Source organism: Lutibacter sp., assembly GCF_016342705.1.
Classification (GTDB): Bacteria; Bacteroidota; Bacteroidia; order Flavobacteriales; family Flavobacteriaceae; genus Lutibacter.
Genome location: NZ_JAEINV010000001.1, coordinates 402,967 through 423,403 on the forward strand (window position 1 = coordinate 402,967; position 20,437 = coordinate 423,403).

The 20,437-nt window shown below is 31.0% G+C and carries 19 protein-coding genes; 9 read left to right on the top strand and 10 right to left on the bottom strand.

Going from position 1 to position 20,437, the window contains the following annotated elements; all coding sequences use genetic code 11:
• Window positions 1–7 precede the first annotated feature (7 nt).
• The 8 genes from nosZ to meaB all read left to right on the top strand — a co-directional run bounded on the left by nosZ (window position 8) and on the right by meaB (window position 7,899).
• Window positions 8–1,984: a Sec-dependent nitrous-oxide reductase gene (nosZ, locus tag JEY78_RS01570; RefSeq protein WP_291846217.1), complete on the top strand. Its 1,977-nt coding sequence runs from the start codon at window positions 8–10 to the stop codon at window positions 1,982–1,984.
• 158 nt (window positions 1,985–2,142) lie between these two features.
• Complete coding sequence (locus tag JEY78_RS01575; RefSeq protein WP_291846218.1) at window positions 2,143–2,733, top strand: hypothetical protein; 591 nt, start codon at window positions 2,143–2,145, stop codon at window positions 2,731–2,733.
• Window positions 2,734–2,821: 88 nt separating this feature from the next.
• The gene (locus JEY78_RS01580) at window positions 2,822–3,268 is read left to right on the top strand and encodes a nitrous oxide reductase accessory protein NosL (protein ID WP_291846220.1); all 447 of its coding nucleotides are present in this window, start codon (window positions 2,822–2,824) and stop codon (window positions 3,266–3,268) included.
• Window position 3,269: 1 nt separating this feature from the next.
• Complete coding sequence (gene nosD, locus JEY78_RS01585; RefSeq protein ID WP_291846221.1) at window positions 3,270–4,508, top strand: nitrous oxide reductase family maturation protein NosD; 1,239 nt, start codon at window positions 3,270–3,272, stop codon at window positions 4,506–4,508.
• Complete coding sequence (locus JEY78_RS01590; RefSeq protein WP_291846222.1) at window positions 4,495–5,202, top strand: ABC transporter ATP-binding protein; 708 nt, start codon at window positions 4,495–4,497, stop codon at window positions 5,200–5,202. The genes nosD and JEY78_RS01590 overlap by 14 nt, the downstream gene beginning before the upstream one ends.
• Window positions 5,195–5,977, top strand: coding sequence for an ABC transporter permease (locus JEY78_RS01595; protein ID WP_291846223.1), 783 nt, complete (start codon window positions 5,195–5,197; stop codon window positions 5,975–5,977). Before JEY78_RS01590 ends, JEY78_RS01595 begins: the two co-directional genes overlap by 8 nt.
• Window positions 5,978–6,036: 59 nt before the next feature.
• Complete coding sequence (locus JEY78_RS01600; protein ID WP_291846224.1) at window positions 6,037–6,750, top strand: Bax inhibitor-1/YccA family protein; 714 nt, start codon at window positions 6,037–6,039, stop codon at window positions 6,748–6,750.
• 129 nt (window positions 6,751–6,879) lie between these two features.
• On the top strand, window positions 6,880–7,899 hold the full coding sequence (gene meaB / locus JEY78_RS01605) for a methylmalonyl Co-A mutase-associated GTPase MeaB (RefSeq protein ID WP_291846225.1): 1,020 nt from the start codon (window positions 6,880–6,882) through the stop codon (window positions 7,897–7,899).
• A gap of 26 nt (window positions 7,900–7,925) precedes the next feature.
• Here meaB and JEY78_RS01610 read toward each other — a convergent pair whose 3' ends face one another.
• The 10 genes from JEY78_RS01610 to JEY78_RS01655 all read right to left on the bottom strand — a co-directional run bounded on the left by JEY78_RS01610 (window position 7,926) and on the right by JEY78_RS01655 (window position 19,688).
• On the bottom strand, window positions 7,926–8,738 hold the full coding sequence (locus JEY78_RS01610) for an HAD family hydrolase (RefSeq protein WP_291846226.1): 813 nt from the start codon (window positions 8,736–8,738) through the stop codon (window positions 7,926–7,928).
• Between the two features lie 203 nt (window positions 8,739–8,941).
• Window positions 8,942–11,074, bottom strand: a complete 2,133-nt coding sequence (gene scpA, locus JEY78_RS01615) for a methylmalonyl-CoA mutase (RefSeq protein ID WP_291846228.1) — start codon at window positions 11,072–11,074, stop codon at window positions 8,942–8,944.
• A gap of 5 nt (window positions 11,075–11,079) precedes the next feature.
• Window positions 11,080–12,870 carry a methylmalonyl-CoA mutase family protein gene (locus JEY78_RS01620; protein ID WP_291846229.1) on the bottom strand — a complete coding sequence of 597 codons (1,791 nt, stop codon included), beginning with the start codon at window positions 12,868–12,870 and terminating at the stop codon, window positions 11,080–11,082.
• Between the two features lie 70 nt (window positions 12,871–12,940).
• A complete protein-coding gene (locus JEY78_RS01625; protein ID WP_291846230.1) occupies window positions 12,941–14,230 on the bottom strand; it encodes an acetyl-CoA hydrolase/transferase C-terminal domain-containing protein in 1,290 nt (429 codons plus the stop codon).
• Between the two features lie 30 nt (window positions 14,231–14,260).
• Window positions 14,261–15,586 carry a sodium ion-translocating decarboxylase subunit beta gene (locus JEY78_RS01630; protein WP_291846231.1) on the bottom strand — a complete coding sequence of 442 codons (1,326 nt, stop codon included), beginning with the start codon at window positions 15,584–15,586 and terminating at the stop codon, window positions 14,261–14,263.
• A gap of 55 nt (window positions 15,587–15,641) precedes the next feature.
• Window positions 15,642–16,061 carry a biotin/lipoyl-containing protein gene (locus JEY78_RS01635; RefSeq protein WP_291846234.1) on the bottom strand — a complete coding sequence of 140 codons (420 nt, stop codon included), beginning with the start codon at window positions 16,059–16,061 and terminating at the stop codon, window positions 15,642–15,644.
• 56 nt (window positions 16,062–16,117) lie between these two features.
• Window positions 16,118–16,471, bottom strand: a complete 354-nt coding sequence (locus tag JEY78_RS01640; protein WP_291846236.1) for an OadG family protein — start codon at window positions 16,469–16,471, stop codon at window positions 16,118–16,120.
• 8 nt (window positions 16,472–16,479) lie between these two features.
• The gene (locus JEY78_RS01645) at window positions 16,480–18,039 is read right to left on the bottom strand and encodes an acyl-CoA carboxylase subunit beta (protein WP_291846238.1); all 1,560 of its coding nucleotides are present in this window, start codon (window positions 18,037–18,039) and stop codon (window positions 16,480–16,482) included.
• Window positions 18,040–18,063: 24 nt separating this feature from the next.
• Complete coding sequence (gene mce, locus JEY78_RS01650) at window positions 18,064–18,468, bottom strand: methylmalonyl-CoA epimerase (protein ID WP_291846239.1); 405 nt, start codon at window positions 18,466–18,468, stop codon at window positions 18,064–18,066.
• Window positions 18,469–18,731: 263 nt separating this feature from the next.
• A complete protein-coding gene (locus JEY78_RS01655; RefSeq protein ID WP_291846240.1) occupies window positions 18,732–19,688 on the bottom strand; it encodes an NAD-dependent epimerase/dehydratase family protein in 957 nt (318 codons plus the stop codon).
• A gap of 140 nt (window positions 19,689–19,828) precedes the next feature.
• Here JEY78_RS01655 and JEY78_RS01660 point away from each other — a divergent pair, with 140 nt between their 5' ends.
• Window positions 19,829–20,437 (top strand): hypothetical protein, encoded by a 609-nt coding sequence (locus JEY78_RS01660; protein ID WP_291846242.1) that lies wholly within the window; start codon window positions 19,829–19,831, stop codon window positions 20,435–20,437.

A 20,437-nucleotide genomic window follows, 5' to 3' on the forward strand; every position in this document is an offset into this window, starting at 1 on the left:
TAATAGTATGAAAACAATTTTTAAATCTTTATTAGCATTAACAATAGTATCTACAATACTAAGTAGTTGTGGTAACGGGGGCGACAAAGGTAAGCAAGGAGCTTTATCAGGCTCTGCTGCAGAAAAAGTATATGTTGCTCCAGGTGAACACGATGAATTTTATGCATTTGTTTCTGGTGGATTTAGTGGGCAGTTAGCTGTTTACGGATTACCTTCTGGTCGTTTATTTAAAGTAATTCCAGTTTTTTCAGTAGATGCTGAAAAAGCGTATGGATTTAATGAAGAAACAAAACCAATGCTAAACACTTCTCACGGATTTATTCCTTGGGATGATTCTCACCATCCAGACATTTCGCAAACAGCAGGTGAATTAGATGGTCGTTGGGTATTTATTAACGGAAATAATACACCGCGAATTGCAAAAATTGATTTAACAACTTTTGAAACTACCGAGATTATTGAAATCCCGAATTCAGCAGGTAACCACAGTTCATCTTTCGTAACTGAAAATACAGAATATGTTGTTGCTGGTACTCGTTTTTCTGTGCCTTATCCACAAAGAGATATGCCAATTAAAGAGTATAAGGGGAATTTTAAAGGAGCTTTAACTTTTATTTCTGTTGATCCAAAAGATGGAACAATGGATATTAAGTTTCAAATTATGATGCCAGGATTTAATTATGATTTATCACATCCAGGAAGAGGAAAATCTCACGGATGGTTCTTCTTTACAACCTATAATACTGAAGAAGCTAACTCGTTGTTAGAAGTAAATGCATCTCAAAACGATAAAGATTTTATTGCAGCAATTAACTGGAAAAAAATTGAAGAATATGTGAATAATGGTGGTGGTACAAAAGCCCCAACAAACTATGCTCACAATGTGTATAGTGATGAAACACATAGTGCAACTTCAACAATGAAAAAAGAAATTTTAATTGTAAATCCTTCAGATGTACCTGGAGCAATTTATTTCTTGCCAACACCAAAATCTCCTCACGGTTGTGATGTTGATCCAACTGGTGAATATATTATTGGAAATGGAAAATTAGCGGCAGAATTAACAGCACATTCATTTACAAAAATGTTAGCAGCTATTGAAGGTAAAAAGTTTGATGGTGAAGCTTATGGTATTCCAATTTTAAAATATGAAGATATTTTAGGAGGAGTTGTGAAACAACCAGGTTTAGGCCCATTACATACTGAGTTTGATGGAAAAGGATATGCATATACAACATTCTTTATTTCTTCAGAAGTTGTAAAATGGAAATTAGGAACTTGGGAAGTTATTGATAGAAAGCCAACATATTATTCTGTTGGTCACTTAATGATTCCTGGAGGAAATTCAAGAAAACCTTTTGGGAAGTACGTGTTAGCAATGAACAAAATTACTAAAGACCGATATATTCCTACTGGTCCAGAAGTAACGCAATCGGCTCAGTTATATGATATTACAGGTGAAAAAATGGAATTATTATTAGATTTCCCAACAATTGGAGAACCACATTATGCAGCAGGTATTCCAGCGGAATTAATAAAAGAACGTTCTAAAAAAATATATAAATTAGAAGAAAATAAACATAAATATGTAGTCAAAACTGAAGCTGAAAGTAAAGTTGTTAGAACAGGAAATGAAGTACATATTTATATGACAATGATTCGCTCTCACTTTTCTCCTGATAATATTGAAGGTGTTCAAGTTGGGGATAAAGTATATTTCCACGTAACTAATTTAGAGCAAGACTATGATGTTCCTCATGGAATTGCAATGATTGGAGCGCAAACTTCAGAATTGTTAATTATGCCAGGACAAACTGAAACATTTGTTTGGGAACCAAAACAAGTTGGAGTTTGGCCATTCTATTGTACAGATTTCTGTTCAGCATTACACCAAGAAATGCAAGGTTATGTGAGAGTTTCTCCAAAAGGATCAAATGTTCCTGTAACTTACACACTTGATGGTGACGCAATAGGTGCAGAATAATATTCTTTTTTGATTGATTTTTAAAGGAAAAAAAACGGGCAAGAAATTTAAACTTGCCCGTTTCCAATAACAAAATAATTTTAAGAGTTACTTGTTCTAAAAAAAGTTTTAAAAAAACTTTCAGCAGATTTTTTATTAAAACTTAAAACAAAAAAACAATGAAAAAATCTAAAATATTAATGATAATAGGTTCTCTGTTATTATTAGGACTGTTTGTGTTTCCACTTTGGAATATTACTTTAGAGGCACCTCAATATCCAATTCCTTTAGGTATGGATATTCATATTACTAAATTTGTTGATACTCATGAATTTGATATAAAAAACATCAATTTAATGAACCACTATGTAGGTATGCAATACATACCAGAAACTATTCCTGAATTTAAAATATTCCCTTGGGCAATTGGAATTATGACAGTACTTGGTGTTATAATTGGATTTTTTGGAAATCATAAATTATTTTTAGTTTGGTTTATTGTAATGTGTATATTAGGAATTGCAGGAATGTATGATTTCTATTTATGGGAATATGATTATGGTCATAATTTAAGTCCTAAAGCAATTATGAATTTTAAAAACCCAGATGGTTCAGTTATGGGATTCCAACCACCTTTGTTCGGATCTAAAGATATTTTAAACTTTAAAGCACATTCCTACCCAAGGTTGGGTGCTTATTTCATGTTTGTGGGAATGTTTTTAACTTTTACAGCCTTTTTTGTTGGGAAGAAAGAGGTGAATTCTAAATAACGTTTATTAATTTATATGTTAAAACGAATATAAAAAACAATCTATATTCGTTTTAATGTATATTTATAATCTAAAAAAATCGAAAATAATGAGAACTAATTTCTACAAACCAATTATTGGTTTAGGTATTTTATTGCTTACAATTTCGTGTAAAGTTGAACCAGAAGCTATTGATTATGGAAAAGATCAATGTAGTTTTTGTGTAATGAATATTGTTGATAAAACACACGCTACACAATACGTAACTAAAAAAGGAAAACAGTTTAAATTTGATGCCATAGAATGTATGGTAAATGATTTAGTTGAAAAAAATGAAGAAGATTTAGCAATTTTACTGGTTTCAAATTATGCCAATCCTGGAGAAATGATAGATGCTAAAACGGCGTCCTATTTAATAAGTACAGCCATAAAAAGTCCGATGGGCGCAAACCTTTCTGGAGTTTCTTCCATAGAAAAAGCGGAAGAATTACAGCAAAAATATTCTGGAGAGATTTATACTTGGCAGCAACTTAAACAAAGACTTTCAGATAAATAAAATGAAAAAAGTCACCTTATTTCTTTTACTTTTCAGTGTTACCTTTCTTTATGCAAAAAGAATTGAGGTTTGTAAAAATTGTGAAATTTTAACAATTAAAAAGGCTATGGAATTGGCTGAGGATGGTGATGAAATTTTTATAAAAAAAGGCATATATAAAGAAAATGATATTGAAGTAAATAAAGCAGTTACAATTTCTGGTGAAAAAGGAACAATAATTGATGGTGGTTTTATCAGTGGTGTTTTGCATATTACATCAGATAATTTTGTGTTGAAAAATATTAAAATTATTAATGTAGGTGTAAGTTATACCAAAGATTTTGCAGCTGTAAAAGTTGTAAAATGCAAAAATTTCATCATAGAAAATATTGAGCTAAATCAAATATTTTTCGGAATATTAATAGAAAAATCACATTACGGAAAAATTATTGGCAACAAACTTTCAAGTACGGCTAAAGATGAAGCAAATTCTGGAAACGGAATTCATATTTGGCACAGTTCCAATATGATAGTGGATAGTAATGAGGTTTTTGGAATGCGTGATGGCATTTATTTTGAATTTGTTACAGAAAGTAAGATTCATAACAATAGGAGCCATCACAATGTAAGATACGGTCTTCATTTTATGTTTTCAAACAATGACACTTATTATAACAATGAATTTAAAAATAATGGAGCAGGTGTTGCTGTAATGTTTTCAAAATTCATTACTATGTATCAAAATAAATTCTTAAACAATTGGGGATCTGCATCTTATGGATTGTTGTTAAAAGAAATTTATGATACTCAGATTTACGATAATCTTTTTCAGGAAAATACAATTGGAATAAAGGGTGAAGGTTGCACACGCATAAATTATAAAAACAATACTTTTTTGCGAAACGGTTGGGCAATTAAAATTGCAGGTGCTTGTTATACTAATGTTTTTGAAAAAAATGATTTTATGCATAACTCTTTGGATTTGGCATACAATACAAAAGTGAACGACAATAAATTTGAAAATAATCACTGGAGCGAATATACCGGGTACGATTTGGATAAGGACGGTGTGGGAGATATACCTTATAGGCCTGTTAAATTGTTTTCTTATATAGTAAATAGAACTCCAGAAGCTTTGGTTTTATTAAGAAGTTTATTTGTTGATATCATCAATTTTTCAGAGAAAGTTTCGCCTGTTTTTACACCTGATGATTTGATGGATAAAAAACCTATAATGAATAAAATAAATGATAGATTTTAAAAATTTACATAAAAAATTTGGGAAACTAGTTGTTCTCAATGGTCTTGATTTAAATATAAAAGAAGGTGGAATTTTCGCTATTTTAGGGCCAAATGGTTCAGGGAAAACTACTTTAATTAAATGTTTATTGGGAATGGTTATTCCAAATGAAGGATCTATTGCTTATAAAGGTAAAAGTGTTTTGCGTAAATGGGATTATAGAAACGACTTAAATTATTTACCGCAAATTGCTAATTTCCCACCAAACCTTACAGTTGTTGAACTAATTGAAATGGTTAAAAATTTAAGACCTAAACAATCTTATGAACAAGACTTAATCAAGCTTTTTGGATTAACAGATTCACTTCAAAAAAAATTAGGAAATCTTTCTGGAGGTACAAAACAAAAGGTAAATATTGTACTCACCTTTATGTTTGATAGTAACTTAATAATTTTAGATGAACCAACAAATGGGCTAGATCCAATTGCTTTAATTCATTTAAAAGAATTAATTCTGAGAGAAAAAGCAAAAGGAAAAACTATTTTAATTACTACACATATTATGAGTTTTGTTGATGAAATGGCCGATGAAATTGTGTTTATTTTAGATGGTAAAATTTACTTTAAAGGAAGTGTAGATGCGTTGAAAAAACAAACAAATAATGACAATTTAGAACACGCTATAGCTAATTTAATAGCCAAACAATATGCTTAAAATATTAAAATATAGTTTTTACGATTTAATGCGTAGCCGTTGGAGTTATGTGTATTTTTTATTCTATTTATTATTGGGTTTTGTATTACTATTTTTAAATAATGATGTAAACAAAGCCGTAATTACATTAATGAATATTATAATTGTGTTAACTCCACTTATTGGAACTATTTTTGGTGTTATGTACTATTACAATTCAAGAGAATTTACGGAATTGTTATTGGCGCAACCCATCAATAGAAAAAAGATTTTTATGGGCCAATTTTTGGGTATTTCTATTTCATTAACGCTAAGTTTAGTGTTGGGTTTAGGAATTCCATTTATGTTATATGGTTTGTTTAAATCAACAGCAATTTTTAACTTCGGATTGTTGTTAGTTGTTGGCTCTTTTTTAAACTTTATTTTTGTAGCTCTTTCATATAACATAGCACTTTCAACAGAAAATAAAATTAAAGGCTTTGGGTATGCAATTTTAATGTGGTTGTTTTTAGCGGTAATTTACGATGGTGTTTTTCTAATTTCTCTAGTAATGTTTGATGAATATCCGTTAGATAAGTTTTCATTAATTGCAACAATGTTTAATCCAATTGATTTGTCTAGAATTCTTATTTTATTAAAATTAGATATTTCTGCACTTTTAGGATATACTGGAGCTGTGTTTAGAAAATTTTTTGGAACCAATTTAGGAATGATGCTTTCTATGTCAATTTTAATTTTATGGGTGTTAATTCCTGTAGTTCGAATGAATTTAAAATTAAAGAATAAAGATTTTTAAAATTATTTCTTCACTCTAAATTAGAGTACTATTTTTGTTGAAAATTAAATGAACGTACTATGGAAAATAATTTACCAGACCCAAATTTTAGCCAAAAGCAATTAGACATAAGTCAAACTATTTCAGTTTATTTAACAAAAGTGTATAACTGGATGGCTGTTGCGTTGTTGCTAACGGGTGCTGTTGCATATTTTACTGCTCAATCAGAAACGATGATTCAGGCAATTTTTGGAAATAGAATATTGTTTTTTGGATTAATTATTGGAGAATTAGCCTTAGTAGGATATATTTCAGCTAGAATTAACAAACTTAGTTCATATAAAGCCACATTGCTATTTTTAAATTATACCATTTTAAATGGTTTAACAATGGCGGTTATTTTTATGGCCTATACTTCAGCGTCTATTTCTACAACATTTATTATTACTGCAGGAACATTTGGAGCTATGAGTTTGTATGGCTATTACACTAAAAGTGATTTAACAAAAATAGGGAGTTTGGCATTTATGGCATTAATAGGTATTATAATCGCTTCTGTTGTTAACATGTTTATGAATAGTGAAATGATGTCATGGATTATTTCTTATTTAGGAGTGGCTATATTTATTGGACTAACTGCTTATGATACTCAAAAATTAAAAAGAATAGCTATTAATGGTTTTGAAAATGAAGAAAGCATGGAAAAAAGTGCCATTCTAGGTGCTTTAACTTTATACTTAGATTTCATAAATTTATTCCTTTTTTTATTGAGAATTTTGGGAGATAGAAAATAAATCAGCTAAGAATTTTACCTGAATAAATTCATGAAATAATTACTTGTTTTTATGAATATGCGTATCTTTGTTATTCGTCAAAATTCATATCAAAAGCTATTTTATTTTAGCTGATAGACCCTAAAATTTATGAAGAACTACAAACCAAAAGGAAGGCTCGCCGCAAAGCAATATATTGATGGTATTTTAAAAGGTGACAGAGTATTGTTGTCTAGAGCAATTACTATTATAGAAAGCAATTTAGACAGCGATAAAGTGCTGGCGAAGGAAATCGTACAATCTATTCTTCCATATTCAGGAAAATCTATTAGAATTGGTATTACGGGTGTTCCAGGCGTTGGTAAAAGTACTTTTATTGAAGCTTTTGGAAAATATTTAATTACCCAAGGAAAAAAAGTTGCTATTTTATCTATTGATCCAAGCAGCCAACGTTCAAAAGGAAGTATTTTAGGTGATAAAACCCGAATGGAAGATTTGGCTAATATGCAAGAAGCTTACATTCGACCTTCAGCTTCTGGAGATACTTTAGGTGGTGTTGCCAACAAAACAGGGGAAACCATGCTTTTATGTGAAGCAAATGGTTACGATGTTGTTTTAATTGAAACCGTTGGAGTAGGGCAAAGCGAAACTGCCGTTCACGGAATGACAGATTTCTTTTTATTGTTAATGCTTTCTGGCGCTGGTGATGAATTGCAAGGGATTAAAAAAGGCATTATGGAAATGGCCGATATGGTAGTTATAAATAAAGCCGATGGTAATAATGTTAGAATGAGTGAAATGGCGCGTTTACAATACCAAAATGCCTTACATATTTTTCCACAATCTGAGTCCGGTTGGAGTCCTGTTGTGAGTACAGCATCAGCTATAAAAAATATTGGAATTTCTAATGTTTGGGATGAAATTGAAAAATTTCAAAAATTGGTTGATGAAAATGGCTATTTCTTAAAAAATAGAAATCACCAACAAATAGATTGGATGTACAACAATATTAATGAAGAATTAAAACGGTTGTTTTATGGGTCAAAAAATATTAAAAGTCATTTAAAAGCTTTGGAAAAAGAAATAATTGCTTCTGAAATTTCTCCTGTAAAAGCTGCTGAAATTATGATTCAAGAATTTAAAAAATCGTTCACTACAGAATCTCATTAGGTTCATTCCATTATAGGAAAAACAAATTATTTTATATTTCTTGATTTTATCAATTGTTCAAGTACAATTTCAACACCAAAATTGTTATTGCTTTTGGTTTCATATGTTGAAATTCTTTTAACATTTGGATGTGCATTTTCCATAGCATAACTATAATCGGCCAAAGCTAGCATTTTTAAATCGTTGTTATAATCACCAAAAACCATAGTTTCTTCTTTAGTAATACCTAATTTTTGTTGCAGAGAACTAATTGCGAAACCTTTATTTGCATCACTATGTGAAATATCTAACCAATGTTCGCCGGAAACTATTACTTGTAATTCATTTTCTAAGTGTTTTACTGCAGGATATATATGAGTTTCTGAACAATTAAAATGATAAGCGGCAATTTTAAAATATGTATCTTCTGTTATTTTAGTTAAGTCATTTACTATGCTATATTCAGAATAATAATTTTTAAATATTTTAATAAAATCCTCATCTTTAGTTTCTATATAAGCGGCACTTTTGCCACATAAAACAATGTAAACATTGTCTAGTTTTCGTAATATATTAATTGTTTTTGAAATGGATTTAAAAGGAATTTCACAAGAAAACAATTCTTCATCTCCGTGCTTTGCAAATGCCCCATTTTCAGCAACAATTGTTATTTCATCTCTAATTTCTTCAAATCTATCTACAATGCTATAATATTGTCGCCCGCTTGCAGCTATAAATTGTATGTTTAGCTTTTTCAATTCTTTGTAAATAGAGAAAAAACGATCACTTACTTCACTTTTTGAGTTCAGTAACGTGCCATCCATATCGGTAACTACTAATTTTACTTTTGAAAAATCCATAGGTTAAGTTCAGGTGCTAAGAAATTGTATTCTAAATTTTAATTTATGTAAAAATAAAAAACTGCTTAAAAAGTATTTTATTCGTCATTCTGAAATAATTTCAAAATCTCATCATTTTGATTTTGAATTATTATGTGAACCTAAACTAAGTTCAGGTTGACGATTTTTTACTTTTTAAGCAGCCTTAATTGTTTATTTAAAACTTAATCTTGTTCTAAATATAGTTCCATTATTTTAATGGCCGATTCAGAAATAACAGTACCAGGACCAAAAATGGCAGCTACTTTTCTTTCTAATAAATAATCATAATCTTGCGCTGGAATAACTCCACCTGCAAATACCATAATATCTGGTCTTCCTAATTTTTCTAATTCACCAATTAATTGAGGAATTAATGTTTTATGACCAGCAGCTAAACTAGATGCTCCAACAAAATGCACATCATTTTCAATTGCTTGTTTTGCAACTTCTTCAGGAGTTTGGAATAATGATCCCATATCTACATCAAAACCTAAATCAGCAAAACTAGAAGCTACTACTTTAGCACCTCTATCGTGCCCATCTTGACCCATTTTTGCAATCATTACTCTTGGTCTTCTACCTTCAATTTCAGCAAATTTATCTGCTAATTTTTGAGCTCTTGCAAAAGTATCATCGTTATTTACTTCTTTTCCGTACACACCACTTATTAATTTAGTATCAGCTTTATGTCTTCCAAAATGAACTTCTAAAGCATCAGATATTTCACCTAAAGTAGCAAAATTTTCAGCAGCTTCAACAGCTAAAGCTAATAAATTTCCTGTACCAGTTTCAGCACATTTAGATAATGCAGCAATAGTTGCATCTACAACAGCTTGATCTCTATTTGCTCTTAATTTTTTCAAACGTTCAATTTGAGAATCTCTAACAACAGTATTATCAACTTCTAAAATTTCTATATTAGATTTTTCAGTTGTTTTAAACTTGTTAACACCTACTAAAATATCTTGACAAGAATCTAAACGAGCTTGTTTACGAGCAGAAGCTTCTTCAATACGTAATTTTGGAACTCCAGTTTCAATAGCTTTTGCCATTCCACCTAATTCTTCAACTTCTTCAATTAATTTCCAAGCTTTTTTAGCAATTTCTTGTGTTAAATATTCAACATAATAAGAACCAGCCCAAGGATCAACAGATTTGGTCATTTGGGTTTCATCTTGAATAAATATTTGTGTATTACGAGCAATACGAGCAGAGAAATCTGTTGGTAAAGCAATTGCTTCATCTAAAGCATTTGTGTGTAAAGATTGTGTTCCTCCTAAAGTAGCAGCCATTGCTTCAATACAAGTACGAGCTACGTTGTTAAAAGGATCTTGTTCACTTAAACTCCATCCTGATGTTTGACTATGCGTACGCAAAGCCATAGATTTTGGATTTGTTGGATTGAAAGATTTTATAATTTTTGCCCAAAGCATACGTGCAGCACGCATTTTTGCAATTTCCATAAAGTGATTCATTCCTACCGCCCAGAAGAAAGATAAACGAGGTGCGAATTCATCAATTTTTAAACCAGAAGCTAATCCAGTTCTAATGTATTCCATACCATCGGCTAGAGTGTAAGCCAACTCAATATCTGCAGTTGCACCCGCTTCTTGCATATGGTAACCACTAATTGAAATAGAGTTAAACTTAGGCATATTTTTAGTGGTGTAATCAAAAATATCACCAATAATTTTCATGGAAGGTAATGGTGGATAAATATAGGTGTTACGCACCATAAATTCTTTTAAAATATCATTCTGAATAGTTCCGGAAAGTTTATCTAAAGAAACACCTTGTTTTCTTGCAGCAGCAATATAAAAAGCCATAATAGGTAGTACAGCACCATTCATTGTCATAGAAACAGACATTTTATCTAATGGAATTTGATCAAACAAAATTTCCATATCTAAAATAGAATCTATGGCAACACCAGCTTTACCAACATCACCAGTTACTCGTGGATGATCAGAATCGTATCCACGGTGTGTAGCTAAATCAAAAGCAACAGATAATCCTTTTTGACCAGCAGCAAGGTTTCTTCTGTAAAATGCATTTGATTCTTCAGCAGTTGAAAAACCTGCATATTGTCTAATTGTCCAAGGACGCATAGCGTACATTGCACTATAAGGGCCTCTTAAAAAAGGCGGAACACCAGCTGCATAACCTAAATGTTCTGCTTCTGAAATATCTTCTTTTGTAAAATGTTTTTTTACGGATATTCCTTCAGGAGTATTCCAAACGTCTTGATTCTCTGAAGTTGCAGCAGTTTGTTTAACGGCTGAATTTATTTTTATATCTGAAAAATCTGGTTTCATACTTCTTAAGATTTAATTGTTTTTTGAACTTTACTTTGAATGCTTGAAATTGTTGTAATAACATCAGATCTCAAGTTTACGCATCCATCTAATCCAGCTGCAGTTAATTCATCCATATTAGTTGGAGCTCCTGCAATTAATAAAACTTTTGTGCTATTTAAAGCTCTAAATGTTTTTACAAATGCAAGTGCAGTTTCATTGTAATCTTCATCAGAACTACACATTACAACTACATTAGAATCTGATTTCGCGCTTAATTCAGCAGCTTTTTCAGCGCTTTCAAAGCTTTTTTCTTGTAATACATTGTATCCACTAACTCCAATAAAATCGTAAGCAAAAGCAGCTCTTGCTTTACGCATAGTTAAGTTTCCATAACTAGATAATTCTACTATTGGACGTTTTTTTGTTGCGGTAACAAACTCTTCAGTAGTTTTTCTAATAGCTTCAATTTCTAAAGAAGCTCTTCTAGGTGTTAATACTTTTGGGTTTGCAATTTCTCCTGCTGAAAGTATGCTAGAATCTAGCTTTTCCATGAGGTTAGGGTATTTGTTAATACCAACCATTGGAGTTCTACGTTGACTTATTAATTTTAATTTTTGTAAACGAATTTCAGCAATTTGTTGTTGAATTGTTTCGTTTTGAAAGGCGGTATAAAAACCTCCTTCAGCTTCAATAGCTTTAAAAAGTTCTAATGCTTTTTCAGCTATTTTTACGGAAACTTCTTCTATATAATAAGATCCATCAACTGGATTTGAAACTTTACCAAAGTAAGATTCTTCTCTTAAAATAGTTGTGATGTTTCCTGCAATTCTGCTTGAAAAATCTGATGGGTTTTTAAATTCTTTATCGTAAGCATCAATTAAAACACCATCTACATTTCCTAATATTGCAGACATTGCTTCTGTTGTACAACGTAATAAATTAGTTTCAGCATCAGTTACTGATTTGCTCCAAATTGAAGTTTTAGCAGTAATTGTGTTTGAAAAATCTACAACACCATATTTAGCAGCTACTTCAGTTAATAAGTTATTGAAAGCTCTAAATTTACCAATTTCAACAAAATATTCTAAACCTATTGCTAGTTGAACGTTTAAATTGTTGAAAATATCTTGAGCTGTAATACCTTTTTCTGTTAATTTTTCAACTAAAAAAACCAAAGAATTTAACGTGTATGCAACTTCTTGAACTTGGTTTGCACCTGAATCTAAATATTCAGTTCCGGAAATTGTGATGGCTTTAAAATTAGAGAAATTGGCAGTTAATTTTACTAATTCTGCAGTAATTTCAACTTGGCTAGCATCAAATGAACCTGTAGTTACATAGTTAGAAATGATACCTGTATTTATAAAACCTCTTAAGTTTTTACCTTTTGCAAAAGCAACTAAATCTGTTGTAAAAGCAACTGCATTAGATGTTAATTTAAAAGAAACAGTTATTTCATTTAAATCTAATCCGTTTAAAAGGGTAGCGGCAGATACATTTTCTTTTAATTCAAAAATGATTCCGTTTATACCTTCTTCAATAGCTTTTGCAGCTAATTTATTTCCATTTTCAGCTGTTGTAACAACAATGCTTCTGTAATTTACTAATGATTGAGAATTTTCACCAGTATTTTTAAGACAGTTAATGGTGTCTTCTGCGGTGTAAAAAGGTTCAATATTAATTTGACTCAAGTTTTTCCAAACTAAGGTTTTGTTGTAATCTGCACCTTTTAAATCTGCGGTTACTCTTTCCATCCAATCTTGTTTTGAAACAGGACTGAATTCTGAAAAAAGTGATTTGTTTTTATCGTTCATAATATTTTATATTAATTGAGATATAATAAATTGCTAATCTTTTTTAAAAAGATCAGCAATTTAAATAAAATTATTTAACCATTAAGCTGCTTCCAAATCTTTCGAAAATTGCTTTATCAAGGTCTTCTTGATGGTTTGGATGTGCAATATTTCTTAATGATTGTGCACGTTGTTTTAAGTTTTTACCAAATAATTCTGCAACACCATATTCTGTAGCCACAAATCTTGCATGTGCACGAGTTGTTACCACACCAGCACCTTGTTTTAACATAGGTACAATTTTGGAAACTCCTTTTTGAGTTGCAGAGGTAATAGCAATAATTGGTTTTCCTCCAACAGATAATGCTGCTCCACGCATAAAGTCCATTTGACCTCCAACACCTGAGAACATTCTTGGTCCGATAGAATCTGCACAAACCTGACCAGTAAGGTCAATTTCGATAGCTGAATTAATTGCTGTTACTTTAGGGTTTTGACGAATAACTGCTGTGTCGTTTACATACGCAATATCTCTCATCTCTATTTCAGGATTGTTATCCATGAAATCGTATAATCTTCTTGTTCCCATTGCAAATCCCGATACAATTTTGTAAGGATTTGTTTTCTTTTGTGAGCCGTTTACTACACCTTTTTCAACTAAATCTACTAAGCCTTCAGAAAACATTTCAGTATGTATTCCTAAATTTTTATGGTTTGTTAAAAAAGTTAGTACAGCATTTGGAATACCTCCAATTCCCATTTGCAATGTTGCTCCATCTTCAATAATGGCAGCAATGTTTTTACCAATTGCTTTTTCTTCTTCTGAAGGAGTTACAAATTTCATTTCATGAATTTCTTCAACAACTTCAACACATGCGGTGAAATTTCTAAAATGAACTTGTGCATCACCAAAAGTACGTGGCATACGTGGGTTTATTTGTGCAATAACAGTTTTACCTTGTTCAACACCTGCAAGTACAATATCAACAGAAACACCTAATGAACAAAATCCGTGTTCATCTGGAGGTGAAACGTTTACCAATACCACATCTAAAGGCATATGCCCTAGACGGAATAAACTTGGAATATCACTTAAGAAAATTGGAATATAATCTACAGTTTCTCCAACCATTTTTCTAACATTTCCTCCAATAAAAAATGCACTAGTATGGAAACTTTCTCTTAATTCAGGTGCTACATAACCACATTCACCTTCAGTGTGTAAATGACAAATTTCTACTCCTTTTAATTCAGGACCACGTGCAACCATGGCTTTAATTAAAGTTTGAGGAGTGGCAGAACCACCTTGAATCAAAACACGATCTCCTGATTTAATCAATTTTACAGCGTCTTGGGCTGTCATCATATTCGGTATTTTCATTTTTTTAATTTTAATTCTATTTTTTAATATTTATCCTAAGAAACTTAAAATGATACCAGCGGCAATTGCAGAGCCAATAACTCCTGCAACATTTGGTGCCATAGCATGCATTAGTAAGTAATTGTTTTTATCGGCTTTTAATCCTTCAGCATGTACAACTCTTGCACTATCTGGTACTGCGGAAACACCAGCGGCACCAATTAACGGGTTTATTTTTTCATCACTTTTTAAGAACAAGTTCATAAATTTGGCAAATAGTAAACCTCCCATAGTTGCAATAACAAATGAAATTGCACCTAATCCAAAAATTAACATAGAATCTTTTGTAATAAAGATATCTGCTTGTGTTGAAGCACCAACGGTAACTCCTAAAAGAATGGTTACAATATCTATTAATTTGGTACGTGCTGTATCAGCTAATCTTTCAGTTCTTCCAGATTCTTTTAATAAGTTACCAAAAAATAACATTCCTAATAAAGGCAATGCACTTGGTGAAATAAAAGTAGTTAACAATAAAGCAACAATAGGGAAAATCATTTTTTCCTTTTGAGAAACCGCTCTAGGTGGTTTCATTCTAATTAATCGCTCTTTTTTTGATGTTAGTAACTTCATAATTGGAGGCTGAATTACCGGTACTAATGCCATATATGAATATGCAGCAATGGCAATTGGTCCAATTAAGTTTTTTACTGTAGTGCCATCAGGTAAAATATTAATACCATTTGCCAATTTTGATGAAAGGAAAATTGCTGTTGGTCCATCTGCACCACCAATAATACCAATTGCACCAGCTTCAGGAAGATTAAATCCTAAATATAAAGCACCTAAAAATGTTGCAAATACACCAATTTGTGCTGCAGCACCTAATAACATTAATTTTGGATTTGCAATTAACGATGAGAAATCTGTCATTGCTCCAATTCCTAAGAAAATTAATGGAGGGTAAATTCCTTTTACAACACCAAAATATAGGTAATTTAAAACTGATCCTGTTTCATAAATACCAGTTTGATTGCCAGCTACAAATGGAATATTACCAAGAATAACACCTGTTCCAATTGGAATTAATAAAAGGGGTTCATAATCAAATTTAATTCCAAGGTAAATAAATACAATTCCAATTAAAATCATAATTAAATTACCACCTGCAGCATTTGCAAATCCTGTATATGAATAAAATTGTTTAATTCCATCAAACGCTTCTTGTATAAAACTTTCTGAAGAACTTTCTTCAACTTGTTCTACAGTAGAAACAGGTAATGTGCTTTGTGCATTTGAATTAGTATTTATCCCAAGTGCTGGTCTAATAAATACCAATAAGGATAATACAGAAAATATTATAAATAGTTTTTTCATGTTTTTTCTTTTTATGTGTTATAGCTTATTAATTACGCTATAACTCTTAAAGTTCCTATGCTAGTTCAATCATTACTTCATTTTGTAAAACTTGTTGACCAATTTTTACTTGAATAGCTGTAACTTTTCCTGCTTTTTCTGAAGCTATATTGTTTTCCATTTTCATGGCCTCTAAAACTAGAAGTCTATCGCCAATTTTAACTTCATCACCAATATTAACATCAATGGATAATACCGTACCCGGAATTGGAGCCACAATTTTTGTGTTTGATGAGCTTGGATTAACTTTTAGTAATTCTGCAGGTCTTTTTGATGCAGATCTAACTAAAGTAGGAGTTTTGGAAACCTTAACTTCTTCTTTTAGTTTAACAGAATATGCAGTTCCGTTTACTTCCAGATCAATAATATTATCTTCGTGAGAAACAATTTTAACATTGTAATTGTTATCGTATATTCTAAATTTGAAATTTTTCATTTTTTATTTTTGTTTATAGTTAAAGGTTTTATCCTTACATGCTAATAATCATTAATTTATCTAAGGTTATTATGCGTTCCGTATATTTTTGAACTCCAAGGCGAATATAATTTTCTAGCTTGCTTTATTGTAAGTACAGCATTTTCTTCATCGTGTTGTTCTTTTAAATACAAATGTATTGCTGTTGATATTGCAGCCGCTATTTCACCTGTAAATTGTTCATTAACATTGGGTGAAATATCTTTAATCTTTTTATCTCTCCCTTTGGTAATAATTTTATAGATGTATAGCAATACTGGTAATCCAAATTTAAAAAAAGCGGTTAGCAATAATAAGGCACCAAATACAATTAATAAACCAGTAATTAAGATTACGTAACCTTCACTTATTTGGTCGATGTATAATTTCATGTATAACATTATAGTGGAATATTTGAGTGTTTTTTAGGTGGGTTAACTTCTTTTTTATTTGCTAATAACTCTAACCCTCTAATAATTCTAAAACGAGTATTTCTTGGCTCAATTACATCATCAATAAAACCATATTTTGCAGCAACATAAGGGTTGGCAAATTTATCGTTGTACTCATCTTCTTTTTTGTCGATGTATTCTTGTTTTTCCTCAGCATCCTCAATTTTACGAATGTTAGAACCTTCTAATACTTCTACAGCTCCTTTAGCTCCCATTACTGCAATTTCAGCTGTTGGCCAAGCGTAGTTTAAATCTCCACGTAATTGTTTACAACTCATTACATCATGTGCTCCACCATAAGATTTGCGCAAAGTAATAGTAACTTTAGGGACAGTTGCTTCACCATAAGCAAAAAGTAATTTTGCTCCATGAAGAATAATACCTCCATATTCTTGACCAGTACCTGGTAAGAAACCTGGAACGTCCACAAGAGTTACAATAGGAATATTAAAGGCATCGCAAAAACGAACAAACCTTGCAGCTTTTCTTGAAGCCTCAATATCTAAAACACCTGCGTAGTATTTTGGTTGGTTGGCAACAATACCAACTGAACGTCCATTAAAACGAGCAAAACCAACACAAATATTACGTGCATAATTTCTGTGAACTTCTGTAAATTCACCATTATCTACAAGTACTGAAATCACATCAACAATATCATATGGTTGATTTGCGTTTTCAGGAATCATTTCATTTAAAATATCATCTAATCTATCAATTGGATCATCACAAACAATTGATGGTGGCTCTTCTAAATTATTTGAAGGTAGGTAACTCATTAATTTTCTGATTAATAATAAGTTTTCTTCATCATTTTCAGCAAGGAAATGTGAAACTCCAGATTTTGTTGAATGAATTTGAGCACCTCCTAATTGTTCTGTTGTAACAACTTCACCAGTAACAGTTTGTACCACTTTTGGGCCTGTAACAAACATATAACTTGTTTGGTCTGTCATTATAGTAAAATCAGTTAATGCTGGAGAATAAACGGCTCCCCCGGCACAAGGTCCTAAAATTGAGGAAATTTGAGGAATTACTCCAGAAGCCATAATGTTTCTTTGGAAAATTTCGGCATAACCAGCTAAAGATCTAACACCTTCTTGAATACGAGCTCCACCGCTATCATTTAATCCAATAACAGGAACTCCAATTTTCATTGCCATATCCATAACCTTACATATTTTTAAGGCATATGTTTCAGACAATGAACCTCCAAATACAGTAAAATCTTGCGAGAAAACGTACACAATTCTTCCATCAATAGTTCCATGACCGGTAACAACACCATCGGAAAGATAAATTTGTTTATCTAAACCAAATGACTTAGTTCTATGTGTTACAAACATGTCAAATTCTTCAAAACTATTATCATCTAAAAGAATGTCAATTCTTTCACGAGCAGTAAGTTTCCCTTTTGCGTGTTGCGAATCAATTCTTTTTTCTCCTCCACCTAATTTTGCTTCGGCTCTTTTTTGAATTAATTCATTGATTTTATCTTGATTTGCCATTTTTTTATAAATTTTCTTGATTTATTATTTTTTTGAACAAAGTTCAGTTAACACTCCGTGTGTTGATTTTGGGTGTAAAAACCCAATATTTAAACCTTCAGCTCCTTTTCTAGAAACTTTATCTACTAGTGCAACACCTCTTTCTTCGGCCAGTTTTAGTGCTTCTGTGGCATTATCAACGGCAAAAGCAATATGGTGGATTCCTTGTCCTTTTTTCTCAATAAATTTACCAATTGGTCCATCTGGAGAAGTGCTTTCTAATAATTCAATTTTTGTGGTACCTACCAAAAAAAAGGCTGTTTTCACTTTCTGATCAACAACCTCTTCTATTGAGTAGCATTTCATTCCTAAAACCTCTTCATAATATTTTATTGATTCTTCTAAGTTGTTTACAGCTATTCCAATGTGCTCTATATGTGAAATATTCATAATTATATAAAATTTAGTGTTATTTTTTACTTTTTTCTAAAGGAGAAGTGAAGTTTTTTACCTTTTCTAGTTTAGATAACAAAATTAGAGCATAGTAAAAGTTAAAAATATGATAGATGTCATATTTGCCCTAAAACTACTAAAACGTTTTAGTGATTTCATCTTGGCTTTTTGAACTATTTTTTAACATTTATATTCTTAATTTTGGTGGTTTGAAACTAATAATAAAATAAAAAACCTCAATATTAATCGAGGTTCTTTATTTATGAAAGGTTATATTTTATTTTTAAGCTATGAAGCATATTTTTACTCATCTTTTTTAAGTCAAAATGATGTTGCCAACCCCAATCTTCTCTTGCTCTTGAATCATCAATGCTTTTTGGCCAACTATCTGCTATGTTTTGTCTGAAATCTGATTTGAATGAAATTTTAAAATCTGGAATTTCTTTCTTTATTTCTTCTGCAATTTCTTCAGGAGTAAAACTAATTGCAGCTAAATTATAGGAAGATCTTATTTTAATGTTTTCTGGTTTGGTATTCATAATTTGAATGGTTGCATCTATGGCATCATCCATATACATCATTGGTAATTTAGTTTCTTTGTTTAAAAAAGAAGTATAAGCCCCTTTTAAAAGTGCTTCATGGTAAATTTCTACAGCATAATCTGTAGTTCCACCTCCAGGATTTGTTTTCCAACTTATAATACCTGGGTAGCGAATGCTTCTAACATCTACACCAAATTTATTGAAATAATACTCACACCATCGTTCTCCAGCTTGTTTGCTTATTCCATATACAGTTGAGGGTTCCATAACTGTTTCTTGTGGAGTGTTTTCTTTTGGTGTTGTTGGTCCAAAAACAGCAATTGAGCTTGGCCAGAATACTTTTTTAATGTTGCCTTCTTTGGCAATATTTAACACATTAAAAAGCGAATTCATATTTAACTCCCAAGCTTTTGCTGGGAATTTTTCACCCGTTGCGGAAAGCATTGCAGCCATTAAGTAAACTTCATTAATGTTGTATTTAGTTATAATTCCTAAAACAGAATCATAATCTATTGCATTAATAAACTCAAAAGGTCCGGATTGCATTAATTCTTTATCACCTTCTCTAATATCGGAGGCTATAACATTACTGGCTCCGTTTATTTCGCGTAATTTTAAGGTTAATTCTGTACCAATTTGTCCACAGGCACCAATTACTAATATGGTTTTGCTCATTAAAAAAATCAACTTAATTTATCTATCAAAGATACAGAAATTAAATTTTCAAATTTTAAAATATTGTTTTTTGCGAAAATGATATGTTTTTTTATAAAACATTTTATTTATTAGTACTTTTGAAGTCAATTAATTTTATAATGAAGTATTTATATCCCTTTTTATTATTCATTTTATTGTTGAATTTTTCTTGTAATAGAACTTCAGCAGTGCAAGAAGTAGCAGATTCTAAAGATTCTGTTGTTGTTAATGATAGAATTACAAATCAATTAGGCGAAACATTAGTTCCAAGAGCTAATGAAGATTTATCTAAATGGAAAGAATATGAAAATGTTGATGAGTTTATGCTTAAATTTTACAATGTTAGTAGTATGGAGGCGCTATCATATGCGCAAGAATTGGCAGATTTAGTGAAGTTAATGAAAGATACAATTCGTATTGAAAAATTGAATGAGTTAAGTGTAATAGCGAGGTTTAATGTGTTACATAATGAAACATTGAGATTGGCTGATATGACTGAAATTTCATCAATTAAAAAGGAAGAGGTTAAAGAGGAGGTAGGAAGAATTTTAGAATTATATGCCGCTTTAAATTCTAAAATTAATACTATTTATAAAACTGAAGATGTACAAAATTCTCTTGAAATTGATACAGAAGTTCCTGTAAAAATAGAAGATAAGCGTGAAAATGATGAGTATAGAAGAATGTATAATGGCGTTAATAAATCTACAAAAAGGATTATTCAGTAA